Here is a 17,894-nt window from a genome sequence, read left to right as displayed (position 1 = left end):
CCCCCAATTGGCCCGACGCCCGCTCACATATCCCCCCAATTGGCCCGACGCCCGCTCACATATCCCCCCAATTGGCCCGACGCCCGCTCACATATCCCCCCAATTTCCACCGAAAACGCCCCATACCCGAGCGAGCGTCCACCCAAAACCCGCCATATCTGCAGGAGGGTTCACTTCCGAAGACGCGGCGAATACGCTGAAACAAGCTGCCCCATTCCCCCGTCCCTAGCTTTGGAGCCCATTGATGACAGGTTGGAATGCCGAGAACCTTGCAGGTTCGGCCGGCGCAGGTGCCGTGACGCTGTTGGCAGGAACATCGTTTTGCGTCTCTGCGGCGAACGGCGACATGGACCAACTGCGCCCGCATGGGATGTTCTTCCGTGACACGCGGTTCGTTTCAAACTGGGCTTTGGAGGTGAACGGTCACCCCATCGAGGCCTTGGGTTCTCCTGTCCCGGAGCCCTATCGCGCCGATTTCGTCGGCCGAGCGTCCCGCACCGACGGCTTGGCCGACAGCCATCTGCTGATTGAACGCCGGCGGAGCCTGTTCGGCGGAGTGCACGAAGAGATTACGGTCAGGAATTTTTCCAGCAAGCCCACCCGCGCCACGGTTTCGCTCACGGTCAATGCGGACTTTGCCGACATCTTCGAAGTGAAGGAGGGCCGGGCACGCCACGAGAGCGTGCATTTGACGCGGGGTGGCGACGGTTCGTTGGTCCTTGAGTCCCAGCGGCAGGGGCGGCACGTCCTTGTCACCGTTGACGCTCCGAATGGCGTGGTTGACGGTGATGTCATCAGCTATGACTTCACTCTTGAGCCCCAAGGCCATTGGTCCACGGGTGTGACGGCCACGCCACGCATCGAGGGGGTCGGCCCCGAGGCGGACGCCCAGGTTTGGGGCAACCAGCGCCCTTACGATGTCCCGGAGGAAAGGCTGCAGGAGTGGCATGGCAAGGTTCCCACAACGGAACTTGCCAACAAGGCCTTCGAGAAAGCGCTGGTCCAGAGCAGGGCTGACCTCGGCTCCCTCAGGATCTTCGACCCCGACCATCCCGGGCGGACGGTGGTGGCTGCAGGATCGCCTTGGTTCATGGCCCTTTTCGGCCGCGACTCGCTCCTGACTTCCTTCATGACACTTCCACTGGATCCTTCGCTGGCGCTGGGAACCCTCAAAACCTTGGCCGACCATCAGGGCCGGACAGTCAACCCGCTCAGCGAGGAGGAGCCGGGCCGGATCCTGCACGAGGTGCGTCTCGGCGCGACCACGGGCCTTGCACTTGGCGGCGGGAGTGCCTATTACGGTTCAGTGGACGCCACGCCGTTGTTCGTCACCCTCGCCGGGGAGCTCACCCGTTGGGGATTCCATTCCGAGGTCTCGGAGGCCCTCCTGCCAGCCGTGGACCGCGCCCTGGACTGGATCCGCGACTACGGAGACGCCGACGGCGACGGCTTCGTTGAGTACTCTCGGGCCACGGACCATGGCCTCCTCAATCAAGGCTGGAAGGATTCCGGGGACGGAATCAACTTCGCAGACGGCACATTGGCGGAGCCGCCGATCGCCTTGTGCGAAGTCCAGGGCTATGTCTACACCGCGTATCTCAGCCGGGCCTTGATGGCCCAAGAAGACGGCGATCTGAAGCTGGCCGCGGTGTGGGGCGCTCGGGCAGCCGAGCTCAAGCGACTTTTCAACGAGAAATTCTGGCTCCCTGAACGCGGCTATTTCGCGATCGCCCTCGATCGCGAGAAACGGCCGGTAGACGCATGCGCGTCCAATATGGGCCACTGCCTTTGGAGCGGAATCGTCGACGACGACAAGGCTCCGTTGGTTGCAGAGCGGCTGATGTCGGACACCATGTTCACGGGTTGGGGCGTCCGGACGCTGGCTTCGGACATGGCAGCCTACAACCCGGCGAGCTACCACAACGGCTCGGTGTGGCCGCATGACAATGCACTCATTGCCGGCGGATTGATGCGCTACGGCTTCGTTGAGGAGTCCCAGCGCCTCGTCACAGGCATCCTGGAAGCCGCCGAGGCGTTCGGTGGGCGGCTACCGGAATTGTTCTGCGGCCTGGACAGGAAAACCTACGGGACGCCCGTCCCATACCCTTCGTCATGTTCGCCGCAGGCTTGGGCCGCCGCCACACCGGTTCACTTGCTGAGGGTATTGCTGCGCTTCGATCCTTGCCTCACCCACGGCGGCCTCTGGCTGGCACCGGTGGTTCCCGCAGGCTTCGGCGACATCAAAATGGGCAACGTCCCGCTCGCCGGCTCCCGGATCTCAGTGGAGGTGGTCAACGGAGAAACACGGGTCACGGACCTGCCCGAGAATATCGCGCTGCACCGCGAAGCCCGCAAACCGTTGTCCGATCTCTTGGATGTCCACCACGTCACCGCAGGACTGGGGCGGGGGCACTAGGTGCGCATCGGACTGGTTGCCCCGCCCTGGATTCCGGTGCCGCCGCCTGCATACGGCGGCACGGAGTCGATCATCGATATCCTGGCCCGTGGCCTGGTTGCCGCTGGCCATGATGTGCTTCTGGCGGCGGCGTCCGGGAGCACATGTCCGGTGGCCAAAGTCCCCGGCCCACCGCTTGCCGACGGCTCGAGGATAGGGAACGGGACGGATGAACTCCGCCACAGCGTGTACGCATTCGCGGCGATGGACGACGTCGACCTCATCCACGACAACACCCTGGCGGGCCCGCTCTACAGGCATCGGCCGAAGGGAACGCCCATCGTAGCAACGGCCCACCTCCCCTTTTCGGCCGAAAACCATGACATTTACCAGGCCATGGCCACCGACACTGCGATCATTGCCATCTCGCACCATCAAGCAGACACTGCCCCTGGAATCAAGATACGGAGGGTCATCCATCACGGGATAGACACGCAGTCCGTCCCGCTCGGAGCCGGCGACGGCGGCTACGCCAGTTTCCTCGGCCGGATGCACCCCGGCAAGGGCCTGCCGGAGGCAATAGAGACCGCCCGCCTCGCCCAGGTTCCCCTGCGAATTGCGGCCAAGATGTACAGTGCGGAGGAACACGAGTACTACGCCGCGGTCATCGAACCACTGCTGGGGCCCGACGTCGAATACCTCGGCGAGCTGAACGCTGCGGACAAGTTCGTCCTCCTGGGCGGGTCCGTGGCCCTGTTGAATCCGCTTCAGTGGGATGAACCCTTCGGGATGGCGATGATCGAGTCCCTCGCTGTTGGGACTCCGGTGGTGGCAACATTCCGGGGATCCGCCCCGGAGATCGTTGCCGAGGGCGTCACGGGCTATCTCCGTTCCAGTCCCCCGGAGCTAGCCCAGGCAGTCATTGCCGCCGCGACGCTGGATCGCGGAGAGTGCCGCCGTGCCGCGGAAAACTACTTCAGCGCCGAGCGGATGGTTGCCGAACACTTGGCGCTCTATGAGGAACTCCTCGCCGAGCAAAAGTGATCCTCCCAGCCAAATATGACACCCTGAAAGTAATGAGTTTTCCTAAGACGAGCCGACTGCCGGCCACACGTGGGACCGATACCAGGCGCTGGGCGGGCGCTGGGATGGGCCTCCTTTTTATGCTCGCAACCCTGGCATGCATGGCCGCTTTCATTGCCACCTACTATTTTTTCGTGCGCACCACCACGGGACAGTACATCGACGAATCCGCCCTTGTGGAAGCCACGACCATCAACGGTCCCACCGAGCGGGCAACCACCCAGTTCCTCGATTGGTTGCCGGTCATCTCGGTGGCGATCGCCGCCGTCGTCGTTCTTTTCGTCACGATAATGCGCCGCCGCTGGAAGTCCGCCGGGATCGCGGTGGCCGCTTGTGTCGCGGCAAACCTGGCCACCCAGCTCCTCAAGGACTGGTTTCCGAACAGACCGTTCCGCGGCGTCCAGACCATCGAACTAAACTCGCTGCCCTCCGGTCACACCACCTTGGCGGCCTCGGCGGCTGCCGCTGTCTTCTTGGTGGTGTCGCCGCGCTGGCGGCCCCTCGCGGGGTTCCTCGGTGGCACTTTCGCGGTGGCGGCCGGGGTTTCCACGCTGATCAACCAGTGGCACCGACCTGCCGACGTCGTCGCCGCGTTCCTCGTGGTCGGAGCGGTCATGCTGCCGGCCGGCTGGTTGGTGCTGCGCACTGGAAAGCGCTGGAACGTCCAGGACGGCCGCGGGGAACACTGGGCGTCATCGCGTTTGTGGCTTTCGCTGTCGACTCTGGCGGGCGTCTCAGCCGCGGCCGTCGCGGTGTACTCGCTGATTGGAATTGCGAGCGGTTTCGGGCAGGAAAGCAACACCACCAACTACTTCTGGGCGGGCGTCTCCCTGATCGTCATCACTGGTTATCTGGCAACGGTGGCTGCCACCTGGCTTTTCGGTCTGAGTGCCCGACGGCGGCAGTCACCGTAGTGCCGCGCGCACGCCGCCGTCGTGGTTTCCCCACTTTTGAACACTTTTGGCCGGTATCGTAGTCCGAAATCCCCGTATTTCCGCGGATTCCTGAGATGCTGCCCGGCCAAAGGCGGGGAGATTCAGCGGACTGGACGGGCCTCTATCAACCGCACCAGCTGGGGAGGAACCCAGGAACGCTTTTCAGGACGGTTCCTGACTTCAAGTCCACCAGGTCGGTCCGGATAGGAGTCGGTTCGGGGAGGACGGGATATTGGTCTCCCGTGTATTGCGGTGCTGCTGTTTCGACGGCGAGGTAGTCGCTGGCCGGAGAGATGCAGGTGTCCAGGATCCGCGACCAGGCCGCGGCGGGCCGGTACAGCTGGCGCGAGCCGTTCTTGTCGCTGAGGTTGACGACGGAGGCTTCCTTTCCGCCGTCGTACTTTCTCACTACTTGCGTGTACTGGCCGGAAGCGGCGAGGACCATGGGCTGGCTCGCGGTGGTGGTGACCCCGTTCGCGGCATCGGGCACGAAAGCGCCGGGGAGGGTGAGCGGCGCGGAGGTCCCGGTGGCGAGGTTGATGGTCGAATACCGTGGCGGGTCCACGCCCTTTTTCAGCCCAGGGTCGGCGACGGCGAGTTGATTGCTGCCGGGGACGAAACCAAGGATCCCGGCATGCGCGCCCAGAGGGGACACCTTGCCGCTTTCCAGCGCATCAATGAGGAACATGGACTGGTCGTCGGTCTGCGCCACCACAGTGGCCGCACCCGGGACAAAGCGCCAGTCCGCGGCCGAAACCGGACCGTTGATCCCCTGGACGGCCCGCGGAGCCGAGGACGGATTGTCGAGGTCGTACACGAAGAGTGTTTTCCAGTACTGTCCAGTGCCCGAAGAAGCGGTGAAGGTGAAGCCTATGAGGTGCTTGGATCCCGCCGCATGGAGGTTCGCCACTGTTCCCAAGCTTGGCAATGGAACAAGGGTTGGCGGGCCGCCGGTGAGGGGGACGATTTCGAGCGAGCTGGTGTTGTCATCGTTGAGTGTGACGACGGCGAGGGCGGACGGAAGGGCGGCATACTCCTGGATGCGGGGGGCGCTGACAATCACAGTGCCTTGGTCGCCGCCGGACAGGCTTGTGCCGAGGATAGTGTCCGGTTTCTTCAGCCCTGTGTTGTCCTTGCCGGTGTCCCTCTGCAGGCTGTACAGGTCAAAGGCCGCGGGCGTGGCGGAGCGGGCCAGGGCCGAGGTGGAGTTGGGGTGCGGCAGCTTCGAAAGGTTCGCTACCGTCAACCCGCCCGCGAGGACGGCGAGGATCGCGATGGTGCCGTAGAGGCGCCGGGCGAAACGGCGTCCCGCCAGCAGCTCCGCGGCCGCGGCAATCGCAGCAGCCCGTTTGGCCGAGACGGGACGGCGCTTAGTAGACATAGGGCTGCGCTGGCTGAGTGGTGGGCTTGATGGAGTCCGGTATCAGGACGATTGCCTCGCGACTGGCCGCGTTGGGATTCGCACGGAAGCTGCTGGTGACCGTGACCCAGCTGTCGGTTTTGAATTCGTTTTGCCACCCGGGGTGATAGACGGGAACGCCAATCGGCTGGGCATCGACTGCGCAGCAGGTCACCACAAAACGGGTCACGAAGAAAACGTTTGGATCTGTCTTGTCCGCACTGATGAACCCGGTCACGGTGGCAGTCTTGTCGGCAAAAAAGTCCTGCCCCGCGCCGGACCGGAGCAGCGATGCCCAGTCCCTTACCGTGAATGCGGAGTAGTCTCCCTTGCCGGGCAGTGCGGGTGCTTTCAGGGTGAGGGCGGACGCTGAGCCGTTGAGGTCCCGCTGTGCGACGGTTGCGGTAGTTAGGGTCGACGGCGGGAGGATCAGCAAGGCGACGACGGCGGCAACGATGGTCAGCACGCTCCCGACCGGCCACAGCCAGCCCCACCGGGAACCGGGCTCATCGCCGTGCTCGTGTCCGTGTCCGTCTTGGGCGGTTGGAGCGAAGGCGAAGGCTGCCAGGGCGAGCACTCCGGCGATCACGGCCATGATGACCGTGATGACCGTGAACACGAAATACCGTGGATGGATATACAAGGCAAGCTGCCCCGTCAGGCCCAGCCAGATCGTCGCTGTGAGGCCGATCAGGCTGAGGACCACGCCTTGCCAGCGGCCCACGAGCCGCCTAATGACCATAGTTGACCGCCAACCCGAGGACCGCCGCGCAGAGTGCCACCAGCAGGCTGAGCTGAAGGAGGGTTTTCGCTGTGAACGTGGTGCGCATCAAGGCGAGCATTTTCACGTCGATCATGGGCCCGAAGACGAGAAAAGCCACGATGCCTCCCGGCATGAAGGTTGCCCCGAACGACAGGATGAAGAAGGCATCCACGTTTGAGCAGATCGCGACGACGAAGGCCAGCAGCATCAACGCCAGGACAGACCAGACGGGATTGCTGCCCAGGGCGACCAGCACTTCGCGGGAAACGGCAACCTGGATCAGCCCCGCCATGCCTGCACCAATAAAGAGGGCAGGCATCATGGCGCGCGTCTCCTGCGAGAACATCTGCACGCTGCGCCTCACCCTGCCGGCGGCGCCGTCGTGGTGGTCTGCAATGTTGCAGGTTTCCTGGAACCGGGCGGTCAGCAGGTCCTGGGGACGCGGATGCCGGCTGTAGATCCAACCAACAAGATTGGCGATGAAGAAACCGCCCAAGACACGGGAGACCAGGATGCCGTTGTCCCAGCCAAACGCCTGCGCGGTAGTGACGATGGTCACGGGGTTCAGGATCGGGGCCGCGAACAGGAACGTCATCGATTCCGCAACCGTGAGGCCCTTGACCACCAGACCGCGGGCCAGTGGAACATTACCGCATTCGCAGACGGGCAGCAGCATTCCCAAGACCGAGAGGACCAGCCTCCGCGGCACCGGGCTCCGAGGCAGGCGACGGAGCAGCATGCCCTCCGGCAGCCAGACCTGGACGGCGATCGAGAGGACAATCCCGAGGAAAACGAACGGCAAGGACTCGACGACGACGCTGATCGATAGCGTGGCAAAGTCGCGGGCCGCGTTGGGAAGCCCGAAATTCTCCGGCGTGGACGGTGCCAGCACCCGCACGAGCGCGAACAGAGCAACGAGCGCGAGTCCGGCGATGAAACCGGCGGCAGACTTCGACCTAAAAGCACGGGACGGGCTTCCGTGCTCGTGTTCCGGCTGTTCGCGTTTGTCGACTGCAGGCAGAGTCACGGGCACTCCTTCCTCCACGGAGCCGGCCGGGCGCGCCTGACCCGGAAGGGCTGGCGAAACCGACTGTACACGCGGGGTGCTTGCGCGACTACCCCTGGGCGAGGCCCAGACACCGTTCCGAGGGGACGATGGGGAAGCTACCTAGACACATCAGAAGCTCCACCTAAAGAAGCGTGGGAAAACAAGTATTGGCCACTCGTTTCAATAGCTGCTTGGGGTCGTAGCCTCGCATTTACACGAGTGTGAATAAAAAACCGGCACCGAGTACCACCGCTGGAAACCCAGATCGGACTCCCCTTTCGAGCGGCACCTTCTTGGCCCACCAACGAGGGATCACCCGGCTGCTAGTGCGTTACCTAGCCTGGGGAGGAGTTGACCATGAGTACCACGAATGAGCAGCGAGGGGCGACGGAATCGCCACGCGAGGGCCGCACACGGCCCAATGCGAACGGGATAGGGCTCGGTAAGCACTTTCGCAAACGCTGGACCGCCTTCGGCAGCACGGCGCTGATGGTTGCCGGCCTGCTGGCCGGGGTGGGGCTCGCCGCACCGGCGCATGCTGCCCCGAACACAGTGGTGTCGCTGACATTCGATGACGGCAACGCGGACCAGTTGACGGCAGAAGCCACGATGAAGGGCCTGGGCCTGGTCGGCACGTTCTTCATCACCACCGGGTGGATCGACCAGCCCACCTACCTGACCACAGCCAACCTCCAGCAAATCGCCGCCGACGGCAATGAGATCGGCGGCCACACCGTGACCCACCCGGATCTTGTGTCCCTGATCCCCGCTGAGTCGTCGCGGCAGATCTGCGACGGGCGGGTGGCGCTGATGAACATGGGCTTCAAAGTCACGAGTTTCGCCTATCCCTTCGCTTCCGAAAACCCGGCCACCGAGGCCCTGGTGAAGGGGTGCGGGTTCAACAGTGCCCGTGGCCTGGGCGACGCTGCCAGCAAGGACCCGGCCTCTGCGACGCTTCCCGCAGCAGACACCATCCCGCCGGTCAACGCCTATGACACGGCGGCACCGGATGAGGTGGACAGCACGTGGACCCTGGCGAATCTGGAGAACCAGGTGACCCACGCCCAGACAACCACCGGCGGGTGGGTCCAACTGACGTTCCACCACATCGCCGTCGGCACGGACCCGACGCTGACCATCACCCCGACCCTGTTCACCCAGTTCGCCACGTGGCTGGCACAGCAAAAGGCGGCCGGTACCGTCGCCGTGCAGACCGTGGACCAGGTCGTCGGCGGCACCCAGCAGCCAGCTGTCCAGGGCCCTGCCGTACCTCCACCGCCACCGCTGGGAACGAATTTGATCCAAAACGCCAGCCTGGAAACCCTGGTCAACACGATCCCGCAGTGCTGGGCCGCCGGCGGGTATGGCACCAACACCCCCGCTTTCTCCATCGTCACGCCAGGCCACACCGGCACGAACGCTGAACAGCTCACCCTGACAGGCTGGGTGTCCGGAGACGCGAAACTCCTGCCCGCCCTGGACCTGGGCGGCTGCTCACCGACCGGCACACCTGGACACACTTATCAGCTGAAAGCCTGGTATAAATCCACCGCGGACACCCAGTTCGAACTCTATTACCGCGTCGGTAACGGGTTTTGGACGTACTGGACCGCAAGCCCCTTGGTCCTCCCCGCGGCGAACTGGACCCAAATTACCTGGACCACGCCTCCCCTGCCGGCTGGCGCGTCAGGCATCAGTTGGGGCCTGAACATCCAAGCCAACGGCACCATCACCACCGACGACTACGAGATGTACGACAACGGCACCTCGTTCGCCGACATCCCGCCAAGCTATCCGTTCTACAACGAGATCACGTGGCTCGCCGCCAACGGAATCACTACCGGGTTCCCGCAGCCCAACGGCACCACCTTGTTTGAGCCGCTGCAGTCGATAAGCCGGGAAGCGATGGCTGCGTTCATCTACCGGTACAAGGGCAGCCCAGCGTTTACCGCACCCGCTGCCTCCCCGTTCACGGACGTTCCCACCACGGACCAGTTCTACAAGGAAATCACCTGGCTGGCTTCCACCGGCATCACCACCGGGTACCCTGGGCCGAACAACACGAGAAGCTTCCACCCGCTGGATTCGGTGAACCGGGATGCGATGGCCGCGTTCCTCTACCGCTTGAGCGGAAGTCCAGCGGTTACCCCGACCGTGACGTTCCTCGACGTGCCCTCGACCTACCCGTTCTATAAGGAGATCAGCTGGCTCGCCGCCAACGGCATCACGACCGGCTGGGCGGTACCGGGAGGAGCGATATACCAGCCCCTTCAACCCGTACACCGCGACGCGACCGCTGCGTTCCTGTTCCGTCTCAACACCAAGTTCCCCAGGGTCTGACCTTAGAAGAACCTGGCTCAACATTCGACCACTTTTGAACCACTTCCAGTCCGGGATCCCCGTATTTTCGGGGATCCCGGACTGCTACACGGCCAAAGGTGGTCGGATCTAGAGGCTCGGCCCGCTTGGCGCGTCCGCTCGATAAAGGTTTTCGATGGTGGTGTCGGCGAGCGCAGGACCGATTTTGGGGTACATCGTGCGGAGCTCCTTGACGGCCGCCTCGTGTCCGCGGCTGACGTGGATGACGCGCAGCCAATTGATCTGCAGGCCGGAAAGGCGCACCCCGACCTTGGAAAATTGTCGGTGCTCGATGATGCGCCAAACGCTCACGGTCGCTTGAGCGAGTGCAAGCACGATGATCAATGGCGTGAAGACACCAGATTGGCGTGAATCTAAAAAGAACGATGCGGTAAAGAAAATCGAAACCCACAGCGAGCCGGCACCGAAATTCTGCCATCTGAGCCAATCGAGGAAGTGTCCCGGGCGTAGCGGAGGAACCTCCGAGAGCGTCGCATTCTCCGGAGTCGCTACTGAAATGGCCACCGACCCCAACAGCAGGCAGCCCATCCACAGGTATGGACGGAAGGGATCTGCGATCTCGGGCACGGAAAGAAACCCGGACACGAACACAGCAATGGGCAAGACCAGGGGAAAGGCATCGGCCACCTGCGCCCGCACCAGGACCATCGGCTTGGACCAGAGGCGCCAGGACAGCATGACGACACCCCAGATCAGGGCAACGACGGCATAGAAGAAGGAAAACAGAACAATCCTGCCGTTCTCCGGTCCAGCCGGCGCTGTGGCGGCCAGCCACATCCCGGCACAGCCCTCAACCAATAGGGCGCTGCCTGCCACGATGGATACAGGTTTCGCATTCCGGACTACCCGCATGAACCCCGGTCCTTCCCGCCAAGGCAGCTCCCCTGCGATCATCGAACGCCGATGCTTCCCAGGTGTCAACGATTCCGTCTCAGGATCGCCGGGCGACTCAACTTTAGCTTTCGGCGTGAATGCCCGACGGCGGCAGTCACCTAAGTGCCGCGCGGCGAGGCGTACCCTGATGCTATGGGCGCCGAAGTCCTGGATCTCAGGCTCACCACGGGCATACGGGTTCCGTGCCTCGTCCACGGCGACGCCGACGCGAAGCCGCTGTTGCTTTTGCACGCTTGGGGTGAATCCCGTCGCAGCTTTGACCGCGTTGTACCTTTGCTGACGGACTTCAGGGTTTACGCGCCCGACCTCCGCGGCCAGGGCGACGCGGAGAAACCGGAGCTCGGATATTCGCTGGCAGAACAGGCCGATGACGCCGCCGCCATCCTGGATGCGCTCGATGTCCAGACGGCGTTCGTCCTCGGTTCCTCCAGCGGCGGCTACGTGGCCCAGCAGTTAGCCATCAGGTATCCGGATCGTGTCGCGGCGCTCGTGCTGGTGGGCTCTCCGCTGAGCCTTCGCGGTCGGACTGCTTTCGCCGACGAAGTCGCCACTCTCGAGGATCCCGTCGACGAGGACTGGGTGCGGAGTTCCTTGGCTTGGTTCCCACTGCTGCATGCGATTCCTGTTTGGTTCATCGAGGACCGGGTACGCGACGGGGTCAGGATGCCCGCGCATGCGTGGAAGCGGATCCTCGATGGCTTGCGTACGGCAACTCCGCCCACGGAGTCCGGAACCATCCTCGCGCCCACCCTGATCCTGTGGGGCGCACATGACTCCGTGCTGCCTCGAAGGCACCAGGAGGCCTTGGCGGCTCGAATACCAGGCGCCGTGTTGAAGGTTTATCCCGGGGTAGGGCACCTGGTCTTGTGGGAGTGTCCGGACCAGGTGGCAGCGGACGCGACTGCGTTCCTCAGTTCCCTCGGATAAGGTTCACGGGCGGCCGCCGCCACGGCTTGAGTGCCCGACGGCGGCAGTCGCCCTAGCCACCCTTGCGGCACCAACCCTCGGCACCAGTGCGCGCAGGCGGAGCCGGGCCGGTTCCTCGACGTACTTGAACAGCAGGTGTGTGGCCAGGGCAATCCCGAGCAGGCACGCCGTCGCGAGCAGGTTCTCCACCAGCGGTCCGGCACCATTCGGCCAGTCCCTGATGAGCCAGTAGAAGAGGTAGATGAAGAACATGTGGACCAAGTACAGGCTGTAGGAGCTGCGCCCGCCGTACTGTAGCCACCCCGCGGACAACGCCGAGCGGAGCCAGCCGCGGGTCAGGCTAAGAAGGCCAATGAGCAGCGGGAAGGCAAGCACTGCCAGCCGTCCCGGGCCGGGTTTTCCGGCCGTGGCCAGGAAGATGACGACGGCGGTTCCGGTCAGCAGGGCGCCGGGACCGGCCAGGGCAGGGTTGAACTTCATGCGGTCTGCATTCCGTGCGGCGATGCAAGCGAAAGCGCCGGCAATGAAGCAGCAGGCGATCCGCAGCAGCCATTCGTAAGGCTGGTGCCCGTCCGTGGGGATCGGCAAGTCCGGCCCCCAGATGGCTGTCGGAAGGAGGGTAAGCACAGAGGCGGCCAGCGCCGCCAGCGGATGCATCCGACGCAACCGGAACAGGACCAGCGCCAGCAGCGGAAACGCCAAATAGGCCAGCCACTCGGCGCTGACGGTCCAGCCCGGACCGAACCAGCTCGCGCCGTCGGTGCCGGGTTGGAACCAGAGATGCATCATTAGCAACTGCTTGGCCAGACCCCACGGCGACAGGTCCGGAGCCTGGGTCTGGAGGGACCACTCCCGCACGGTTTCCTGCGCGGTCCCGTACACGAACCACAGGCCTACCACGCCCACCACCAGCGCGAACGCGGGCCACATCCGGGCAAACCGGGCCCAGACAAAGTCCGCTGCAGCCCTCCAGCGGAACCGTGGGCCCAAGCGGTCCAGGTAGGTGTACGTGATGATGAAGCCGCTGAGCACAAAGAACACGTCCACGCCCAGGTCGCCGTTGGCAATGACGGGACGGAACAGCTCATAGACGGGGGCGAGGAAGGTGTGCTGCATGGCTTGAAGATGAAAGAACACCACCCACAGCGCGGCAACAAAACGCAGTGCGGTGAGCGTCGCGAGATCAGGCCGGGACTGCTTTGGTTCGCTCTTCGGCAGGCGATTCTCCGCTCCGGAACCGAGCGGCGGGACGCTGTCCGTGTCGGGTTTCCCAGGGGTCGGATTCGCAGTGGGGGCACGATGCGGAGGCGAGATGACTGAGAACATCCAATTCACCATACCGGAGGCACCTGACCGGAGTCTGGGAGCTGCATACCCAACTAGCTCGCAGTTAACGTCGTTTTCAGGGCCCAAAACGACATCTAATGCGAGTCAGTTGGGCCCACACCGGTGAGCCGGCGGTTGGGCCCGCACCGGTGGGGATCAATAGTTCCTGCGGTGCTTGAGTTTCGGGAGTGCGACGGCGAAGACCGCCGCCGCGGCCACGCCAAGGAAACCCGTGGCCCAGACGCCTGCTGCGAGCGATATGGCGGCAGTGAGGGCCGAGAGTAACACGGGCCCTCCTGTGGCACCGGCGTCGGAAATGAACCTCCACAAGCCGAGGAATTGCCCACGACCCTTATTCGGGGAAAAGTCGGCGCCGAGCGTCATGATGAGTCCTGAGCTGATGCCGTTGCCGAAGCCGATCAGGAGCGAGGCCAGCAGCAGCCCCACAAAATCCACGGACGACGGCATCAGGAACAACGCCGTACCCATGATGAGGGTGGACGGCACTGCGACCCACATGCGCCCCTTGCGGTCCATGAGCTTGCCGGCTGGGTAGAACACCAGCATGTCGATCGCGCCGGACAGACCGTAGATCAGTGACGCGTGCGTGGCATCCAATCCCAGATGGTCCGCCCACAAAGGGATGACCACTTGGCGCGAGGCCCGCAGCGCGCTGAGCAGCAGGATCCCGGTGCCGATGGTCAAGAACACGCCGGCGTGGGAAACCGCGACGCCACGGAGGGTGGGCTCGGGACCCTTGCGTCCACCGTCGACGTCGTCCGGCAACACAAGGTCCGGGATGGTGAGGGACAGGACCGCGGCGGCCGCCATGCCCGCCACGCCAACCCAATACGCGCCGCTGATCCCGGCGAACTGCATGACGGCCGCGCCGACGAACGGGCCGATGAAGACGCCGATCCGGGTGACGCCGCCCAGCGTCGAGAGGGCGCGTGCCCGGTAGATGACCGGGACGGCTTCCGTGAGGTACTTCTGGCGCGCGAGGTTGAAGACGCTTGTGGACATCCCGACGACGGTCATCGCCGCGGCGAGCAGCCAGATGCCGTTGTGGGCAAGGAGCGGCGCGAATCCGGCGGCCAACAAGGCCAATGCTCCGGCGGCACCTGCGGCGACGATGGCCCATCGTTCGCCGAACTTGATGGTGATGAGCGAAGCGGGCAGGTTGAAGAACCACGACCCCAGCCCGATCAGGGTGACCACCAGCGCGGAAACGGCCACGGAAGCACCGAGGTCGCGGGCAGACAATGCCACCACCGGAAGCACCGCTCCTTCGCCGATACAGAACAGCAGGGCGGGCCCAAAGGCGGGCAAGGCAATGCTGCGGAGATTGAAGGGCTGAAGGGTGCTGGTGGTGGTCATCCCTTTCATCCTAGGACGCTGCCTCCTTTGCGACGCGCCAAATACTTGTCGCACGGGGAATTCCGGCCGCGTCAGGCATTCAGCGCGGCGAACCGGGGCCTCGAATCCTGCGACATGCATCAAGGCGCGGCTGTAGGATTCCCCCGCAGATCCGGAAAGGGGATCTGCGAAATCCACCGCCGCTTGGATTCTCCGGATGGCCGCTGCCGTGTAAATTCCGTCCGCTCCGGCCAGAAGCGTCTCTTTCGTGACGGCGGGCAATCCCCGTTTCCGGTCGGTCTTGAGCACGTGATCCAAAGGAACGATGGATTCAACGAACGGGGTGAAGGCGGCCAGGTCCAGCACCGTGCGCACCCTGTCAGTCACCAGCAGTCCCTCGCAGCGATACACCTTGACGCTAGCGGGGTCCGCATAGTGGCGGGATATCCCGGCCCGCGAGCGGCCGCCGTCGTTCTGGAGAGTCAGGGCCTGCACCTGATGACGCACGCCTATGGTGGGGATCCCCCACACAGATGCTGCCGAGCGGCTGGCGAATATGGTCCGTGCGCTAGAGGTTTCGGCCGCAGGCGCTGACCCGGACACGGTATTGTTCCCACGGTTTCATTGCGGCCCATGCGGCGCCGTCAACGTACACTCCTTGGCGCATGCGATGCGTCCCGTACTCGCCGACACCATGTTGTCCCTGCGACCCCGGAATACCCTCTAGGTCAGGAATTTAGCGCAGCGCCTACTTCAGGAAGCTCGCGTTGAACGAGTTCAAGTCAACGTTGATGCCGTTCAGGGTATGTTCGAACTTCTGCTGGATCCCCACGCGCATGGTGCCGGCCGTATTCCAGCCGCCGTACTGCACAGGTGCCGGCGCCAGGTAGTCCGCGGTCCAGCTGGAATAGTTGAGGCTGCTCGTGTCGGTATCCCAGAGGGGGACATCCGAGAATGCGGTGCTGTTGCCCATCAAGCCGGGCCACATGCCGCTGCCGCTGTAGATCACGGGCCGGACGCCAAGGCTCCGCACGCCATCCACCATCGCCCGCGTTACCAGGGATCCACCGGGTTCGATGTCCAGGGCGAAGAACTGCAGTTGTGACATGTACGGGCCAGCGGCTTTGATCCCGTTCTCCCAGCACGAAGCATCACGCGTGTAGACCGCGATCTTGAGGCCGGCGTCGAGCGCCATCTTCAATTGGGCCTGGGTCTGTTGCCACGGGGTGCACGTGCCCCAGACGGTGGAGTGCATGACGTAGAGACGAAAACCCTCGGCATAGGCCTGGCGGAACCAGTTGGGGTCGGTGATGGCCGCGGTGGTGTCGAGCACCTTAACGGAGCCGCCTTGGGGTACGGCGGCAGCTTGGGGCACGACGACGGCGGGCGCGGGTGCGGCGGCAGGCTGCGGAACGGCGGCCGGTGCTGGATCCGGGGTAACGAGCGGGGCGACTTCAGCGGCCGGTGCGGCGTTCGCGATTGGTGCGGGGGCGGCGTCGGGCGCTGTGTTGGCGGAGGGGCGAGCGCCAGTGGCACCCGTCAGTCCGAAGAGAAGCACGGCAGCGAACATCAAGGCAAGTTTTTTGGGAATCAAAGGAGGCTCCTGGGTGCTGGCCTCGGGTTCAGAAACGGGCGCAGCGGGGTGTCATGAAGGCACGGAATTTGGTGCACCATGCCCGGGCCCAGCTCCCGGTCATGGCGAGGACGCCCCGCAAAGCGAATGACGTCCAGGTGCAACTCTAGGGAAATCCCGGCGGAAGCGACAATTTGCAATCCGCGTAGTAGTCGAGTAAAAACCCGCTCTCACCTAGGCAAAACCAAGTAGTAAATAGAGTGTCGACAGCGTCACCCTAGGCAATAACTAAGTAGCCCCACCCAAAAGCGGAGGCGCTATACGTACCCGTCCACGATCGCGGCCGCGATCTCTTTGTACGCACGACGGGTATCGGGGCGCAGGACATCAAGGGTGACCAGGTCACCGTCGGCCACTCCCCTGTCGTGCGGCACGGCGATCAACTGGCGGCAGATCCCGGAGAGGTGTTCCTCGATGGCATCCTTGTCCACGCGGGACGACACCTCGTCCTTGTCCGTGATGACCACGATCGCGTTGCGGGCGAGTTCCTCGTAGCCGTGGCTCGCAAGCCACTGAAGGGTGCTGCGGGCCCGCTTGGCCCCGCTCACGGCGTAGCCGGCGGCGATGATGAGGTTGTCGGCCGATTGAAGGATGCCGCTCATCGCGTTGTGCGTGACGCCGGTTCCGCAGTCGGTCAGCGCAACGGAATAGTAGCCCGAGATCAGTTGGCGGATCCGCAGGTATTCCTCGGCTGTCAATGAATCCGAAACTTCCGGGTCCTGTTCGCCGGCGATCAGGTGCAGTCGGCCGGCATGGTGCATGTACCGGGCGAGTGCCGTGAGCGAATCGACATTGTCGACGTTCTTGAGCAGGTCCGTGATGGTGCGCGGCGTAGCCTTCTGGTAGATGCCCTCGCCCAGGGCGCGCTCCACGAGGTCGCCGGAATCGGGGTTGGCGTCGATGGCGCAGGGCGGGTCGCCACGGAATTCCGCCAGCGTGAGGCCCACGCCGACCGTGGTGGAGGTCTTGCCGATCCCGCCCTTGAGGCTCAAGACGGCCGTGTTGTAGCTGCCTTGGAGCTGGCGGGAAATGCGTCGCGCCAGCTCGTCCTCTTCGCGCTGCTTGGCGCTGGGCCCGAGGTTCCAGGCGCCGCCGCTCAGCTTGTAGAGCATGCCGCGGAAGCCACCGATGGGACGCGGTTTTTGTTCCCTCACGAAGGAACCCGGTGAGGAGATGAAGTCCGAAATCGGAGCGTTGGCGGCTGCGGCGCGTCCGGCTCGTGCGGCACCTGGGGGAACAGCGCCCGACGCCGGTGCTGCCGCCGTCGGGATCTCACGGCGTGGTTCCTCAAGGCTCGCGTCACCGCTGTTCGAGTCTTCGCTGTCTGTTTCCGAGCGGTCCGTTACCGTCCCGGCGGACGCGTCGGCGGCGGCTGCCGCTTCAGCCCAGGATCTGCTTTGGAGCGGGGCAGGAGTGGATGCGGGCGCGTCGGAATCGTTTGGCGTAATGATCGGCATAGTTCCTGTCCAGGGGTCACCCTCGGCGCGACGGCGATCGCGGCGTCGACGAAGGTCGGGCTGTCCTTCGTTCGATGCAGCGGCGCTGGCTTCGTTGTCCAAAGAATCCGGCATGGTCTTGTCCCCTAAGACTCGCAGCGTTGTGCGCCGCGGCTCTCGTTTAGATTGCTTCAACCAGCAAGTCTAAGTGGCGACGGCCTCAAACCTGACATGTGGGCCGTGCCTGGCAGTTTGGACGGCGGTTTGCGGCCTTCGTTTGGGCCCTCGCGTCAGCGCCAGAGGGGGCGAATCGACATTCT

General features: G+C 64.1%; 13 protein-coding genes. 5 read left to right on the top strand and 8 right to left on the bottom strand.

What is annotated here, in order from left to right:
- The first annotated feature begins 244 nt into the window (after positions 1 to 244).
- From QRN59_RS13885 to QRN59_RS13875, 3 genes are all read left to right on the top strand, one after another.
- Positions 245 to 2,416: an amylo-alpha-1,6-glucosidase gene (locus tag QRN59_RS13885; protein ID WP_284983086.1), complete on the top strand. Its 2,172-nt coding sequence runs from the start codon at positions 245 to 247 to the stop codon at positions 2,414 to 2,416.
- 36 nt (positions 2,417 to 2,452) lie between these two features.
- Entirely contained in the window at positions 2,453 to 3,439 is a 987-nt protein-coding gene (locus tag QRN59_RS13880) for a glycosyltransferase family 4 protein (protein ID WP_350225237.1), read from the top strand.
- 104 nt (positions 3,440 to 3,543) lie between these two features.
- Positions 3,544 to 4,392 (top strand): phosphatase PAP2 family protein, encoded by an 849-nt coding sequence (locus QRN59_RS13875; RefSeq protein WP_284983084.1) that lies wholly within the window; start codon positions 3,544 to 3,546, stop codon positions 4,390 to 4,392.
- Positions 4,393 to 4,537: 145 nt separating this feature from the next.
- Here QRN59_RS13875 and QRN59_RS13870 read toward each other — a convergent pair whose 3' ends face one another.
- From QRN59_RS13870 to QRN59_RS13860, 3 genes are read right to left on the bottom strand one after another with little or no spacing between them, the layout of a single operon-like run.
- Positions 4,538 to 5,794: a hypothetical protein gene (locus tag QRN59_RS13870; protein ID WP_284983083.1), complete on the bottom strand. Its 1,257-nt coding sequence runs from the start codon at positions 5,792 to 5,794 to the stop codon at positions 4,538 to 4,540.
- Positions 5,784 to 6,554: a TIGR03943 family putative permease subunit gene (locus tag QRN59_RS13865; RefSeq protein ID WP_284983082.1), complete on the bottom strand. Its 771-nt coding sequence runs from the start codon at positions 6,552 to 6,554 to the stop codon at positions 5,784 to 5,786. Before QRN59_RS13865 ends, QRN59_RS13870 begins: the two co-directional genes overlap by 11 nt.
- The gene (locus QRN59_RS13860) at positions 6,544 to 7,596 is read right to left on the bottom strand and encodes a permease (protein WP_502871056.1); all 1,053 of its coding nucleotides are present in this window, start codon (positions 7,594 to 7,596) and stop codon (positions 6,544 to 6,546) included. The genes QRN59_RS13865 and QRN59_RS13860 overlap by 11 nt, the downstream gene beginning before the upstream one ends.
- Positions 7,597 to 7,980: 384 nt before the next feature.
- Here QRN59_RS13860 and QRN59_RS13855 point away from each other — a divergent pair, with 384 nt between their 5' ends.
- The gene (locus QRN59_RS13855; protein ID WP_284983080.1) at positions 7,981 to 9,963 is read left to right on the top strand and encodes an S-layer homology domain-containing protein; all 1,983 of its coding nucleotides are present in this window, start codon (positions 7,981 to 7,983) and stop codon (positions 9,961 to 9,963) included.
- Positions 9,964 to 10,071: 108 nt separating this feature from the next.
- Here the strand turns inward: QRN59_RS13855 and QRN59_RS13850 are convergent, their stop codons facing one another.
- Positions 10,072 to 10,854: a hypothetical protein gene (locus QRN59_RS13850; RefSeq protein WP_284983079.1), complete on the bottom strand. Its 783-nt coding sequence runs from the start codon at positions 10,852 to 10,854 to the stop codon at positions 10,072 to 10,074.
- 174 nt (positions 10,855 to 11,028) lie between these two features.
- Here QRN59_RS13850 and QRN59_RS13845 point away from each other — a divergent pair, with 174 nt between their 5' ends.
- Positions 11,029 to 11,823 (top strand): alpha/beta fold hydrolase, encoded by a 795-nt coding sequence (locus tag QRN59_RS13845; RefSeq protein WP_284983078.1) that lies wholly within the window; start codon positions 11,029 to 11,031, stop codon positions 11,821 to 11,823.
- 3 nt (positions 11,824 to 11,826) lie between these two features.
- Here the strand turns inward: QRN59_RS13845 and QRN59_RS13840 are convergent, their stop codons facing one another.
- From QRN59_RS13840 to QRN59_RS13825, 4 genes are all read right to left on the bottom strand, one after another.
- Entirely contained in the window at positions 11,827 to 13,149 is a 1,323-nt protein-coding gene (locus QRN59_RS13840) for an acyltransferase family protein (protein WP_284983077.1), read from the bottom strand.
- 156 nt (positions 13,150 to 13,305) lie between these two features.
- The gene (locus tag QRN59_RS13835; RefSeq protein WP_284983092.1) at positions 13,306 to 14,526 is read right to left on the bottom strand and encodes an MFS transporter; all 1,221 of its coding nucleotides are present in this window, start codon (positions 14,524 to 14,526) and stop codon (positions 13,306 to 13,308) included.
- 727 nt (positions 14,527 to 15,253) lie between these two features.
- Positions 15,254 to 16,099 (bottom strand): glycoside hydrolase family 25 domain-containing protein, encoded by an 846-nt coding sequence (locus QRN59_RS13830; RefSeq protein ID WP_284983076.1) that lies wholly within the window; start codon positions 16,097 to 16,099, stop codon positions 15,254 to 15,256.
- Positions 16,100 to 16,395: 296 nt separating this feature from the next.
- Complete coding sequence (locus tag QRN59_RS13825; protein ID WP_284983075.1) at positions 16,396 to 17,709, bottom strand: MinD/ParA family ATP-binding protein; 1,314 nt, start codon at positions 17,707 to 17,709, stop codon at positions 16,396 to 16,398.
- Positions 17,710 to 17,894 lie beyond the last annotated feature (185 nt).

It is taken from the genome of Arthrobacter sp. efr-133-TYG-118 (assembly GCF_030209755.1).
GTDB lineage: Bacteria > Actinomycetota > Actinomycetes > Actinomycetales > Micrococcaceae > Arthrobacter.
Note: the sequence above shows the minus strand (reverse complement) of the source record. Positions and strands in the feature narration are given on the sequence as shown.

Bases quoted from the DNA above. Each gene is read 5' to 3' on its own strand.
- QRN59_RS13825 (WP_284983075.1), bottom strand. From the start codon at position 17,709: ATGCCGGATTCTTTGGACAACGAAGCCAGCGCCGCTGCATCGAACGAA.
- QRN59_RS13885 (WP_284983086.1), top strand. From the start codon at position 245: ATGACAGGTTGGAATGCCGAGAACCTTGCAGGTTCGGCCGGCGCAGGT.
- QRN59_RS13870 (WP_284983083.1), bottom strand. From the start codon at position 5,794: ATGTCTACTAAGCGCCGTCCCGTCTCGGCCAAACGGGCTGCTGCGATT.
- QRN59_RS13845 (WP_284983078.1), top strand. From the start codon at position 11,029: ATGGGCGCCGAAGTCCTGGATCTCAGGCTCACCACGGGCATACGGGTT.
- QRN59_RS13850 (WP_284983079.1), bottom strand. From the start codon at position 10,854: ATGCGGGTAGTCCGGAATGCGAAACCTGTATCCATCGTGGCAGGCAGC.
- QRN59_RS13840 (WP_284983077.1), bottom strand. From the start codon at position 13,149: ATGTTCTCAGTCATCTCGCCTCCGCATCGTGCCCCCACTGCGAATCCG.
- QRN59_RS13855 (WP_284983080.1), top strand. From the start codon at position 7,981: ATGAGTACCACGAATGAGCAGCGAGGGGCGACGGAATCGCCACGCGAG.
- QRN59_RS13875 (WP_284983084.1), top strand. From the start codon at position 3,544: ATGGGCCTCCTTTTTATGCTCGCAACCCTGGCATGCATGGCCGCTTTC.
- QRN59_RS13865 (WP_284983082.1), bottom strand. From the start codon at position 6,554: ATGGTCATTAGGCGGCTCGTGGGCCGCTGGCAAGGCGTGGTCCTCAGC.
- QRN59_RS13835 (WP_284983092.1), bottom strand. From the start codon at position 14,526: ATGACCACCACCAGCACCCTTCAGCCCTTCAATCTCCGCAGCATTGCC.